This is a genomic window from Duganella sp. GW821-FHT01E12 (assembly GCF_059422325.1).
In genome coordinates this window covers 1,054,642-1,066,940 of the sequence record NZ_JBWKWR010000002.1, presented here as the reverse complement: position 1 = coordinate 1,066,940, position 12,299 = coordinate 1,054,642, and the positions used below count along the sequence as shown (strand labels likewise).

The window sequence follows — 12,299 nt, the reverse complement described above, 5'->3', positions numbered from 1 at the left end:
TCAAATAATTCGAGAACCCCTATGAAAAATGCACTGACCCTGAAACCAGGCGCGATGACCCTGACCGAACTGCGCGCCGTATGGACCGCCGCCGGCCCGCTGGCGCTGGCCACCGAAGCCTATCCCGTCATCGAAGCCTCCGCCGCCGCCGTGCGCGCCATCGTCGCCAAGGGTGACGCGGCCTATGGTATCAACACCGGCTTCGGCCTGCTGGCCAAGACCCGCATCCCGGACGACAAGCTGGAACAGCTGCAGCGCAACCTGATCCTGTCGCATTCGGTCGGCACCGGCGAGCTGCTGTCGGACGCGGTCTGCCGCCTGATCCTGCTGATGAAGATCGGCAGCCTGGCGCGCGGCTACTCGGGCGTGCGCCCGCTGATTATCGACACGCTGATCGCGCTGTACAACGCCGGCATCATGCCGGCCATTCCGGCCAAGGGTTCGGTCGGCGCCTCGGGCGACCTGGCGCCGCTGTCGCACATGACGCTGGCGATGCTGGGCGTGGGCGACGTGCGCGTCCACGGCGAAATCATGCCTGCCGCCGACGCGCTCAAAGCCGCCAACATCGCGCCGGTGGTGCTGGCCGCGAAAGAGGGCCTGGCGCTGATCAACGGCACCCAGGTCTCGACCGCGCTGGCGCTGCATGGCCTGTTCATGGCCGAGCGTTTGCTGGAAGCGGGCATGGTGTCCGGCGCGCTGTCGCTGGACGCGGCCAAGGGTTCCGATTCGCCGTTCGACGCCCGCGTGCACGAGGTGCGCGGGCAGCCGGGCCAGATCGCCGCCGCGTCGATCTACCGTCAACTGGTGAGCAACAGCGCGATCCGCGCCTCGCACCTGGTCGGCGACGAGCGCGTGCAAGACCCGTACTGCCTGCGCTGCCAGCCGCAGGTGATGGGCGCCTGCTGGGACATCATCGGCAACGCCGCCCGCACGCTGCTGATCGAAGCCAACGCTGTCACCGACAATCCGCTATTGTTCAAGGACGGCGAGCTGTCGGTGGTGGTCTCGGGCGGTAACTTCCACGCCGAGCCGGTGGCCTTCGCGGCCGACACGCTGGCGCTGGCCATCGCCGAAATCGGCGCGATCTCCGAGCGCCGCATCGCGCTGCTGATCGACGCCACCTTGTCCGGCCTGCCGCCGTTCCTGGTGCGCGATCCGGGCGTGAACTCCGGCTTCATGATCGCCCACGTCACCGCCGCCGCGCTGGCGTCGGAGAACAAGTCGCTGGCCCATCCGGGCAGCGTCGATTCGATCCCGACCTCGGCCAACCAGGAAGACCACGTCAGCATGGCGACCTACGCGGCGCGCCGCCTGGACGACATGGCGCACAATACCGCTGTGATCATCGGCATCGAGCTGCTGGCGGCCGCGCAGGGCATCGACTTCCACCGTCCGCTGAAAACCTCGCCGCATCTGGAGCACGTGCATGCGCAGCTGCGCCAGAAGGTGCCGTTCTTCGACGCCGACCGCTTCTTCGCGCCGGACATCGAGGCGGCCAAGGGCATGGTCATGCGCGGCGAGTTGAGCGCGTCGTGCAAGGGTTTGTTCACGTCCCTGCATCCATAAGAGGAGGCGTCATGGACTATCAGTTCAAAGCAGGCAGTATTCCCTTGCTGGTGTCCATGCCGCACGTGGGCACCGATATCCCCGACGATGTGGCGGCGGCGATGACGCCGTTCGCCGCCGACAAGCAGGATACCGACTGGCACCTGGTGCGGCTGTACGAGTTCCTTGGCGAGATGGGCGCGTCGACGCTGTCGGCGCGCTGGTCGCGCTACGTCATCGATTTGAACCGGCCGCCGGAAAACACCAACCTGTATCCGGGCCAGGACACGACCGGCCTGTGCCCGGTCGACACCTTCCATCGCGAGCCGCTGTACCGCGAAGGCCACACGCCGAATGAGGCCGAGGTGCGGCGCCGCCTGGCCGCCTACTGGAAGCCGTATCACGATCAACTGCGCGCCGAGCTGGATCGCCTGCTGGCGCTGCACGGCCACGTGGTGCTGTGGGACGCGCATTCGATCGCCTCGGTGGTGCCGCGCTTCTTCGAGGGCAAGCTGCCGGACCTGAACTTCGGCACCGCCGACGGCAAGAGCTGCGCGCCGGGCCTGAGCGACGCCATCGTGGCGCGCGCGCTGGCGCAGGACCGGTTCAGCGTGGCCGTCAACGGCCGCTTCAAGGGCGGGCATATCACCCGCCATTACGGCCAGCCGGCCAACAACGTGCACGCGATCCAGCTGGAGATGTGCCAGTCCACGTACATGGATGAGGAAGCGCCCTACGGCTACCGCGCCGACCTGGCGCAGCAGGTGCAAGGCCTGCTGCGGCAGATGACGCAGGCCGCCGCCGACTGGGGCCGCGCATGAACCGGCTCTACGCGCGCAACGCGCTGCTGCCGGAGGGCTGGCGCAAGGACGTGCTGGTCGAGTGGGATGCGGATGGCGCCATCGTCCGCGTGGACACCGGCGTGGCCGTGCCGGCCGGCGCGCAGCTGATCGCGCCGGTGGTCGAATACGCGCTGCCGGGCATGATCAACCTGCATTCGCACAGCTTCCAGCGGGCGCTGGGCGGCCGCACGGAAAAGGCCGGCGAAACCAAGGACAGCTTCTGGACCTGGCGCGACCTGATGTACCGCTTCGCGCGCAACATCACGCCTGAGCACATCGAGGCCATCGCGGCCCAGCTGTTCTCGGAGTGCCTGCGCCACGGCTACACGTCGATGTGCGAGTTCCATTACGTGCAGCGCGCGCCGGACGGCGCCATGTATCCGCGTCCGGCCGAAACGGCGGAGCGTGTCGTTGCCGCCGCACGTTTGGCGGGAATCGGCATCACCATGCTGCCAGTGTTGTATAGTTATTCCGGCTTTGGCGAAAGCGCCTTGAAGCCGGAGCAACAGCGCTTCAGGACCGATCCGCAGGATGTGCTGCGCATCGTCGAGGCGCTGGAGCCGCTGCGCGATGCGCAGACCGAGGTGGGCGTGGCGCCGCATTCGCTGCGCGCGGCGTCGGTGGCGCAGATTAACGAGGTGCTGACGGCGCTGCCGGACGAGCGTCCGGTGCACATCCACATCGCGGAGCAGAAGCAGGAAGTGCAGCAATCGCTGGACTGGAGCGGACGCCGCCCGGTGCAGTGGCTGCTGGACCAGGTGGACGTGAACGAACGCTGGTGCCTGATCCACGCCACCCATTTGATGCGCGACGAGGTGGAGCGGATGGCACAGAGCGGCGCGGTGGCGGGCCTGTGCCCGACCACGGAGGCCAATCTGGGCGACGGCCTGTTCCCGCTGGAGGACTTCCTGGCGGCGGGCGGCCGGTTCGGGATCGGCAGCGACAGCCATATTTCGCAGAGCGCGGTGGAAGAACTGCGCTGGCTGGAATACGGCCAGCGCCTGCAGCATCAGCGCCGCAATATCGCGGTGTCGGCCGGGGAGCGCAACGTCGGCGACTTCCTCTGGCAGGGCGCCTTGCACGGCGGGGCGCAGGCCAGCGGCAGGCCGGTGGGCGCGCTGGCGCCGGGGCGCCGCGCCGATATGATCGTGCTGGATGATCAGCACCCGAATCTGTACGGATTGGCGCTGGACGAGGTACTCGGCAGCTTCGTCTTCTGCGGCAATGACAACCTGGTCAAGGACGTGATGGTCGGCGGCCAGTGGGTAGTTCGCAATCAGCAGCACGTTGCGCAGCAGGCGATCGCTGCGCGCTTCAAGCAGACCTTGGCCGAACTGAGGGAGTTCCGATGACCCAGCTGATCCAGTATGCAAGCCTGCGGCCCGCGCCGTGGAAGAACGGCGGCGGCAGCACGACGGAAATCGCCGTCTTTCCCGCCGGCGCCGGCTTCGATGATTTCGACTGGCGCGTCAGCCTGGCGACCATCTCGCAAAGCGGCCCCTTTTCCTGCTTCCCCGGCATAGACCGTTCGCTGGCGCTGGTCGACGGCGACGGCGTGCTGCTGGACTTCGGCGACGAGCGCTACGTGCTCAGCCCCAGCGAGCCGCTGATCGAATTCGACGGCGAGGCGGCGGTGCACGCCACCGTCACCGGCAGCCTGACCACCGATTTCAATGTGATGACGCGGCGCGGCCGCTGCCGCCACCGGCTGGAGCCGCGCGTGGTGCGTGGCGTCGAGCCGCTGCTGCGCCGCAGCGCCACCACGCTGCTGTTCCTGGCCGACGGCGAGAGCCTGACCGTGAGCAGCGCGCGCGAGCGCATCGCCATGGTGCGCTACGACGTGCTGGTGATGGAGGCGGAGGAGGCGTGGTCGATGGAGGCCCAGCTGGCGACGGTGTTCGTGGTCGACATCATCAACAATTAAAGAAAGTACCAAGCATGTGGGATGTGTTGTTTACGAACGTGCACCTGGCCACGATGGCGACGAAGGCCGATGGCTACGGTGAAATCCGCGACGCGGCCATCGCCGTCAAGGATGGCAGGATCGCGTGGCTGGGGCCACGGGACCAGATGCCGCAAGGCGCGCTGGCCGTCACGGTGCACGATGGCGGCGGCTGCTGGCTCACGCCCGGCCTGATCGACTGCCACACCCACATCGTCCACGCGGGCAACCGCAGCGACGAATTCGAAGCACGATTGAACGGCGCCACCTACGAGGACATCGCGCGCGCCGGCGGCGGCATCATGTCCACCGTGCACGCCACCCGCGCCGCGTCGGAGGACGAGCTGCTGCGGCAAAGCCTGCCGCGCGTGTGCAGCCTGCTGGCCGAGGGCGTGACCACACTGGAGATCAAATCCGGCTACGGCCTGACCTTGGAGTCGGAGGCGAACATGCTGCGCGTGGCGCGCCGCATCGGCCGCGAGCTGCCGGTCAGCGTGGCCGCCACCTTCCTCGGCGCGCATGCCCTGCCGCCGGAGTTCGCGGGCCGCGCCGACGACTACATCGCCGAAGTGTGCGCGATGATCGCGCCGCTGGCGGCCGAAGGGCTGGTCGACGCGGTGGACGCCTTCTGCGAACGGATCGGCTTCTCGCACGAGCAGACGGAGCGCGTGTTCCAGGCGGCGCGCGCGCAGGGGCTGCCGGTCAAGCTGCATGCGGAGCAGTTGTCCGACCAGCGCGGCGCGGAGCTGGTGGCGCGCTACCACGGCCTGTCCGCCGACCATCTCGAACACCTGACCGAGGCCGGCATCGCGGCGATGGCCGCCGCCGGCACCGTGGCGGTGCTTCTGCCCGGCGCCTACTACTTCCTGCGCGATACCACGCCGCCGCCGGTGGCCGCGTTGCGCGCGGCCGGCGTGCCGATGGCGGTGTCCACCGACTGCAACCCCGGCACCTCGCCGATGACGTCCCTGCTGCTGGCGATGAACATGGTCTGCACCCTGTGGCGATTGACGCCGCTGGAGGCGCTGGCCGGCTGCACGCTGCATGCCGCGCGCGCGCTTGGCCGCGCGCAGCAGATCGGCAGCCTGGAAGTGGGCAAGCGCGCCGATTTCGCGCTGTGGCGCATCGCCCGTCCGGCCGATCTGTCGTACGCCATCGGCCTCAATCCCTGCCGGGGCGTGGTCAATGGCGGCGTGTTGCGTTCACCGCAGGTTTAGAGGGCGGCCTCGGGAAATTCTGTTTCGTTAGTTGTTGTTTCGGTTACAGTACCGGGATGCCTCTTCTAACGTAACAGGATATCCATGTTTGCCTTGAAATCTCTCCGCGCCGCCGTCCTGCTGACGCTCGGCGCGCAGGCGCTGGCCCAGGAGCCGGTGCCTCCCACTCCCGTTCCCCACGCGCCAGAAGTCCCTGCTGCCGCCGCCGTGCCTGCGCAGCCGGCCACCGCGCCGGCGTTGGCTGCCGCCGCCGCCGCGCCCAAGCCGTTCGCGGAGCTGGTGCGCGGCGCCGCCCATCTGCAGGGCTTTTTGAACCTGTACCAGAAGGAGGAGAAGGTCTGGATCGAGCTGCGGCCCGACCAGTTCGACCGTCCGATCTTCATGACCGTGAACATGCCGAACGGGATAGGCGAGCGCGGTATCTACGGCAGCCAGATGGGGCATAGCCAGGTGGTGGTGTTCCACCGCATCGGCAATCTGGTGCAGATGATCGCCAAGAACACCGAGTACGGCGCCAAGGCCGGCACGCCGCAGGCGCTGGCGGTGTCGCAGGCGTTCTCCGACAGCCTGCTGGCGATCGCGCCGGTGGCCAGCAGCCCGAATCCGCAGAACCGCGCCATTCTGGTCGAGGCGAACATCCTGCTGTTCGGCGATATCCCGAGCTTCACCACGCGGCTGGAGGCGGCCTTCCGCATGCCGTATGCGATGGACGCGCGCAACAGCAGCTTCCTGACCATCCGCTCCGACGAGGCGATGACCGGCTTCCAGGTCAACGCGCACTTCTTCGTGCCGCGCATTGCGGCGCCGCCGCTGGTGATGCCGACCACGCCGACGCCGGTCCCCATGCCGCCGACCACGCTGCCGGACCCGCGCAGCATGTTCCTGGGCTTCTACTACAGCTTCATGCCGCTGCCGGCGCAGCCCATGCATGGCCGCGTCGCGGACGACCGCATCGGCCATTTCGTCAGCACCATGCAGGACTACTCCGACGACGTGACGCCGACGACGGCTGTGCATCTGATCAACCGCTGGCGCCTGGAGAAGCAGGACCCGGCGCAGGCGCTGTCGGAACCCAAGCAGCCCATCGTCTACTGGATTGACGCGAACGTGCCGGAGAAGTACCGCGAGTCGGTCAAGCAGGGCATCCTGGCCTGGAACGAGGCGTTTGAACGCATCGGCTTCAAGAACGCCATCGTGGTCAGGCAGCAGACCGAGAAGGACCGCTTCGATACGATGGATGCGCGGCACGCGTCGGTGCGCTGGTTCGTCGGCAGCGATGTCGGCTTCGCCATCGGGCCGCACCAGGTCGATCCGCGCAGCGGCGAGATCCTCGACGCGGACATCGGCATGTCCGACATCTTCGCGCGCGGCGCGCGCCGCATGATCGGCGAGGACAGCATGCCCTTGCAGCAGCCGTTGGCCATGCCGGGGCAGGAGGAGCGCTGCGACTACATGCAGGAGTCGGCATCCGAAATGGGCTTCGCTATGGGCCTGCTGGAGGCGCGCGGCGAACTGGAAATGGGCAGCCCCGAGGCGGACGCTGTGGCGCAAGCCTATGTGCGCTCGGTGGTGATGCACGAGATCGGGCACACGCTGGGCCTGCGCCACAACTTCCGCTCGTCGACCATCTACAGTTTGAAGCAGTTGCAGGACCCGGAGTTCACCAAGAAGAACGGCCTGGCCGGATCGGTGATGGACTACACGCCGTTCAACCTGTCGCTGAAGGGCGAGAAGCAGGGCGAGTATGTGGCGTCGACGCTGGGGCCTTACGATTACTGGGCCATCGAGTACGCCTACAAGCCGATCGAGCCGGCGCAGGAGAAGGAGGAGCTGGCGAAGATCGCCGCGCGCTCCAACGAGCCGCTGCTGGCCTTCGGCACCGACCAGGATGCGGGCGGCTTCAACTCCGATCCGGACGTGAACGTGTTCGACCTGGGCAGCGATCCGCTGGCCTACTTCCAGCGCCGCCTGACGATCTCGCGCGAGCTGTGGGACCGTCTGCAAACCCGCACGCTGAAGCCGGGCGAGAGCTATGAAACGCTGCGCCGCAGTTTCGACTACGGCTTCCAGCAGTTTGCGCGCACCATGCCGGTGGTGGTGAAGTACGTGGGCGGCGTGACCTATCTGCGCGACCACGCCGGCACGGGCCGCGCCACCTTTACGCCGGTGCCGCTGCCGCGCCAGCGGGCCGCCTTGCAGATGCTGACCTCCAGCCTGTTCAAGTCGGACAGTTTCCAGTTCTCGCCGGCGATGATCAGCCGCCTGGGCCCCGACCATTTCGAATCGCGCGGACGGGCCGACGTGTCGGTCAGCGGCCGCGTGCTGTCGCTGCAGGCCGGCGCGCTCGATCAGCTGATGTCGGACGCGGTGGCGGTGCGCCTGCTCGATTCGCAGGAAAAGCTGGACGACCGCAAACAGGCGCTCAGCCTCGACGAGTTGTACACCACCGTGCAGGACGCGGTGTGGAGCGAGCTGAAAACCGGCAAGGACATCAACGGCATGCGCCGCAACCTGCAGCGCGAGCATCTGAAGCGGGTGACGACGATACTGCTGCGGGCATCGCCGCTCACGCCGGCCGACGCGCGCAGCCTGCAGCGCGAGAACGCGCTGGCGCTGCAACGCGATATCCGTGCCGCGATGGCCAAGCCGATGAGTCGCGAGGCCAAGGCGCACCTGTCGGAATCGTACGAGACGCTGAGCCAGGCCTTGAAGGCGGCCATGTTGCGCGCGGGCGCTTGATGGTAAGCTCTCTGGATTGACTATCATTTCGGAGAGCGTGTGCAAGGACGATTGCTTGTTTGGCTGGCCCTGTTGTTCGGCGGCGCGGCGTGCGCCGCGCCGGGCGATACGCTGCACGTGGGCTCGAAGCGTTTCACCGAGTCCTACATCCTGGGCGAGGTGCTGACGCAGACCGCCGCGCCGCACGCCAAGGTCGAGCACCTGCAGGGCATGGGCAATACCGCCATCGTCCTGGCGGCCCTGCAGGCCGGCCGCATCGACGTCTATCCCGAATACCTCGGCACCATCGACCTGGAAATCCTCAAGCACGCGCAGGCCGCACCGCTGGAGCAGATCCGCCGCGAGCTGGCGGCGATGGGACTGGGCGTGGCGGTGCCGCTGGGCTTCAACAACACCTACGCGCTGGCGGTGCGCGGCGGCGCCGACGGCCCGGCTAAACTCAGCGAGCTGGCGGCGTTGCCGGCGCTGCGCTTCGGGCTGTCGCATGAATTCATCGGCCGCGCGGATGGCTGGCCGGGACTGTCCAGGCGCTACGGCCTGCCGCAGAGGCCGGAGGGACTGGACCACGGCATCGCCTACGAGGCCCTGATGCAGCGCCAGGTCGACGTGATCGACATCTACTCCACCGACGCCAAGATCCGCCAGTACGGCCTGCGCGTGCTGGACGACGACCGCGCCTACTTCCCGCGCTACGACGCGATGCTGCTGTACCGGCTCGACGCGCCGGCGCGCTTCCCTGCCGCGTGGAAGGCGATCGCGCAGCTGGAGGGCCGCATCGGCGCCACCGACATGATCGCGATGAACGCCGCCGCCGAAATCGACGGCCAGAGTTTCGCCAACGTGGCGCGCGGCTGGCTGGCCGCGCACATGCCGCAGGCCGGGGCGGCCGCCGCGCCGGCATCGGCACCGGTACGCGACGGCCTGCTGGCCAAGATTTTCGACAAGAACCTGTGGCCGCTGACGCGCCAGCATCTGACGCTGGTGCTGGCGGCGGTGCTGCTGGCGTGCGTGGTCGGCATTCCGCTGGGTGTGCTGGCGGCGGAGTTTCCGCGCCTGCGGCAGGTGGTGCTGGGCTTGACGGGCGTGCTGCAGACGGTGCCCTCGCTGGCCTTGCTGGCGCTGCTGATTCCCTTGCTGGGCATGATAGGCACGGTGCCGGCGCTGGCGGCGCTGGTGGTGTACGCGCTGCTGCCCATCGTGCGCAACACTTGCACCGGCTTGCTGCAGGTGCCGGCCGGCCTGCGGCTGGCGGCGCAGGCGCTGGGCCTGCGGCCGATGCAGCGGCTGGTGCATATCGAATTGCCGCTGGCCTTGCCGGTGATTTTGGCAGGCGTGAAGACGGCGGCGGTGATGAGCGTGGGGACGGCGACCATCGCCGCCTTCATCGGCGCCGGCGGCTACGGTGAGCGCATCACCATCGGCCTGGCGCTGAACGATAACGATATGCTGCTGGCCGGCGCGATCCCGGCGGCGCTGCTGGCGTTGCTGACGCAGGCCGCGTTCGAGCTGCTGGAGCGGCTGGCCAGCCGCGCGCCGTCACAGCGAGTGTAGCTTGGAGCGCAGCAGCACCATCTCCTTGTGCAGCAGGCGTTCGGCGTGGAAATCATTCTCGCGCTGGGCGGCGATGGCCTCCAGCGCGCGCGTGTAGCGCTCCAGCCGGGCGCGCAGCCAGGCTTTGTAGACGGTGTTGAGTATCGGCGGCAATTTCGGCATGGCGGTCTCCTGCGAATGAATATCGACATTCATTCTGCAAGCTTGATGCCGCCAGGCCTTGTGCGATATCAAGCGCTCTGAGACATGTGCGTCAGCGCCTCGCCGGTGACGCGGCAGATGCGCCACTCCGGCAGCAGCGAGGCGCCCATGCTTTCGTACAGCTTGATGGCGTTGCTGTTCCAGTCCAGCACCGACCATTCGAAGCGGCCGCAGTCGCGCTCCACCGCCAGCTGCGCCAGCGCCACCAGCATCTGCTTGCCGTAGCCTCTGCCGCGGTGGCTCTGCTTGACGTACAGGTCTTCCAGGTACAGGCCCTTCTTGCACAGGAAGGTGGAGAAGTTGTGGAAGAACAGCGCGAAGGTGACGACTTCGCCGCCGGCCTCGCCGACCAGCGCTTCGCACACCGGCTTGTCGCAGAACAGGCTGTCGTGCAGCATGGTTTCGTTGGCGACGACCATGTGTTCCAGTTTTTCAAACACGGCCAGTTCGTAAATCATGCCGAAAATGGCGGCGACGTCTGCCGGCTGGGCCGGGCGTATGGTCAGGTCGGAGGTAGTCATCAGGCTTCCACGGTGCTTTCTTTGAGGATGGGGGTATCGGGTTGCAGCGCCCAGGCGACGCTGGACAGGCACAGTACCATGCCGGCCCATTCCAGTGCGCCGGGACGGAAGTGTTCCAGCTGGATCGACAGCAGCACGGAAATGACGGGCGTGACTACGCCGATGTACACGGCCTTGTGCGAGCCGATGCGGTGGATCAGCGTGAAGTAGGCGGCGAAGGCGATCACCGAGCCGAACAGCGACAGGTACAGCAGTCCGCCCCAGTAGGGCAGGCCGGACGGCATGCTGAACGACTGGCCGCTGACGACCACCCACAGTGCCACCAGCAGGCTGCCCCACAGCATCGACCAGGCCATGGTCAGCAGCACGTTGGACGATTGCTCGCGCACCTTGATCACCACCACGTTGCCGACCGAGCTGGCGATGGTGGCGGTCAGCGCCAGGCCCAGGCCCAGCAGAAAATGCCCGTTGCCGCCGGACAGGATCTCGCTCCAGGCGCCGCGGATCGACTGGAAGAACAGCAGCGACACGCCGCAGATGGCGACCGCGCCGGCGGTCCAGGTGCGCCAGCGCAGCGGCGTGCCGAAGGCCAGGTGGTTGAGGATGGGGTTCCAGAACACCATCAGCGCGAACAGCACGGCGACCAGGCCGGAGACCAGGTATTGCTCGGAGGTGTAGGTGCAGATGTAGCTCAGGCCGAAGGTGGCGCAGCCCTGCAGGAACATCCAGCGCTGGGTGCGCCAAGGCATCAGCAGCTTGTCGCCGCGCGCCAGGCACCAGGCGAACAGCACCGCCGCCGACAGCGCGAAGCGGTACACGACGGACACGGCGGGAGCGACCTCGCCCAGCTGCAGCGTGATGGCGAAGAAAGTGGAGCCCCAGATCAGGCAGGCGATGACGAACAGGAGTGGAGAGGACATCGGACGAGTATAGCCGCCCGGGCCGATCCTTGCCTAGCGGCCACGTTTTTGTTGCGGCGCAACAGAGTGGGCGCTAATTTGTTTCTGCTGTGTAAATTTTGAGCACTTTGTTGAAAGTGCAAGTATGATGGAATCACACACCACACACGGGAGAGCGGCATGAGCACCGCGCTGCAAATCAAAGTTGTCGGCTTGCTGGGCTATGTCGCGGTCAGCACCGCGCTGGTGCTGATGCTGGCCGACGACGAGGTGCAGAGCGCCGCCCAGACCCTGTTCGCCTACGCCGGATTCCACTAGTACGCCAGCTTCAGCCGGCGGTACAAGAAGCCCAGCACAAACAGCGGCCCGATCAGCAGGAAGCGCAGGTCGTCGAAGAACGACGGTTTCTTGCCTTCGATCTTGTGGCCGATGAACTGGCCTATCCATGCCAGCACGAAGATCGCCAGCGACAGCGGCAGGATGGCCTTGTCCGGCAGGGCGGCCAGCAGGGCCAGCATCAGCGTGGTCATCATCAGCATGCCCACCGCGAACGGCTTGGACAGCTTGAAGTAGTAGACCAGCGAGGCCAGCGTGACCGCCACCGCCAGCAGCGGATGCGCAGCCCACAGCAGGCCCAGCAGCGTGAAGACGATGATGGGCACGCAGATGAAGTGGATCACCTCGTTGGTGGGGTTGAGATGGCTTTCGCTGTACTTGGCCAGCAGGGTATCGATGGTGCGCGCTTGCGACATGGGTGTCTCCCGGTTTTTTTAGTACGGTCGTGCCGTCGGCAGATTCTACACCCGAATCGCGGCGTGGCAACGCTTAGGTACAATGCGGCC

General features: G+C 67.0%; 12 protein-coding genes. 8 read left to right on the top strand and 4 right to left on the bottom strand.

Annotation, left to right across the window (positions count from 1 at the left end; all coding sequences use genetic code 11):
* Positions 1–21 precede the first annotated feature (21 nt).
* The 7 genes from hutH (at position 22) to AC07WS_RS10015 (ending at position 9,836) form a co-directional block, all read left to right on the top strand.
* The gene (hutH, locus tag AC07WS_RS10045) at positions 22–1,566 is read left to right on the top strand and encodes a histidine ammonia-lyase (protein ID WP_494728895.1); all 1,545 of its coding nucleotides are present in this window, start codon (positions 22–24) and stop codon (positions 1,564–1,566) included.
* An 11-nt stretch (positions 1,567–1,577) separates the two neighbouring features.
* A complete protein-coding gene (hutG, locus tag AC07WS_RS10040; RefSeq protein WP_494728894.1) occupies positions 1,578–2,366 on the top strand; it encodes an N-formylglutamate deformylase in 789 nt (262 codons plus the stop codon).
* Complete coding sequence (locus AC07WS_RS10035) at positions 2,363–3,739, top strand: formimidoylglutamate deiminase (RefSeq protein ID WP_494728893.1); 1,377 nt, start codon at positions 2,363–2,365, stop codon at positions 3,737–3,739. The genes hutG and AC07WS_RS10035 overlap by 4 nt, the downstream gene beginning before the upstream one ends.
* Positions 3,736–4,311: a HutD/Ves family protein gene (locus AC07WS_RS10030; protein WP_494728892.1), complete on the top strand. Its 576-nt coding sequence runs from the start codon at positions 3,736–3,738 to the stop codon at positions 4,309–4,311. The genes AC07WS_RS10035 and AC07WS_RS10030 overlap by 4 nt, the downstream gene beginning before the upstream one ends.
* A gap of 14 nt (positions 4,312–4,325) precedes the next feature.
* Complete coding sequence (gene hutI, locus AC07WS_RS10025) at positions 4,326–5,546, top strand: imidazolonepropionase (protein WP_494728891.1); 1,221 nt, start codon at positions 4,326–4,328, stop codon at positions 5,544–5,546.
* A gap of 84 nt (positions 5,547–5,630) precedes the next feature.
* Entirely contained in the window at positions 5,631–8,285 is a 2,655-nt protein-coding gene (locus AC07WS_RS10020) for a zinc-dependent metalloprotease (protein WP_494728890.1), read from the top strand.
* A 39-nt stretch (positions 8,286–8,324) separates the two neighbouring features.
* On the top strand, positions 8,325–9,836 hold the full coding sequence (locus AC07WS_RS10015; RefSeq protein ID WP_494728889.1) for a glycine betaine ABC transporter substrate-binding protein: 1,512 nt from the start codon (positions 8,325–8,327) through the stop codon (positions 9,834–9,836).
* On the opposite strand, the gene AC07WS_RS10010 is transcribed toward AC07WS_RS10015, so the two are convergent.
* From AC07WS_RS10010 to AC07WS_RS10000, 3 genes are all read right to left on the bottom strand, one after another.
* Positions 9,822–9,998 carry a hypothetical protein gene (locus tag AC07WS_RS10010; RefSeq protein WP_494728888.1) on the bottom strand — a complete coding sequence of 59 codons (177 nt, stop codon included), beginning with the start codon at positions 9,996–9,998 and terminating at the stop codon, positions 9,822–9,824. The genes AC07WS_RS10015 and AC07WS_RS10010 overlap by 15 nt on opposite strands.
* 68 nt (positions 9,999–10,066) lie before the next feature.
* Positions 10,067–10,558, bottom strand: coding sequence for a GNAT family N-acetyltransferase (locus tag AC07WS_RS10005; protein WP_494728887.1), 492 nt, complete (start codon positions 10,556–10,558; stop codon positions 10,067–10,069).
* Complete coding sequence (locus AC07WS_RS10000; RefSeq protein ID WP_494728886.1) at positions 10,558–11,478, bottom strand: DMT family transporter; 921 nt, start codon at positions 11,476–11,478, stop codon at positions 10,558–10,560. The genes AC07WS_RS10005 and AC07WS_RS10000 overlap by 1 nt, the downstream gene beginning before the upstream one ends.
* Positions 11,479–11,637: 159 nt before the next feature.
* Between AC07WS_RS10000 and AC07WS_RS09995 the strand changes: the two genes are divergently transcribed.
* Positions 11,638–11,775: a hypothetical protein gene (locus AC07WS_RS09995; RefSeq protein WP_494728885.1), complete on the top strand. Its 138-nt coding sequence runs from the start codon at positions 11,638–11,640 to the stop codon at positions 11,773–11,775.
* Here the strand turns inward: AC07WS_RS09995 and AC07WS_RS09990 are convergent.
* A complete protein-coding gene (locus AC07WS_RS09990; protein ID WP_494728884.1) occupies positions 11,772–12,209 on the bottom strand; it encodes an Mpo1 family 2-hydroxy fatty acid dioxygenase in 438 nt (145 codons plus the stop codon). The two genes, AC07WS_RS09995 and AC07WS_RS09990, sit on opposite strands and share 4 nt — an antisense overlap.
* Positions 12,210–12,299 lie beyond the last annotated feature (90 nt).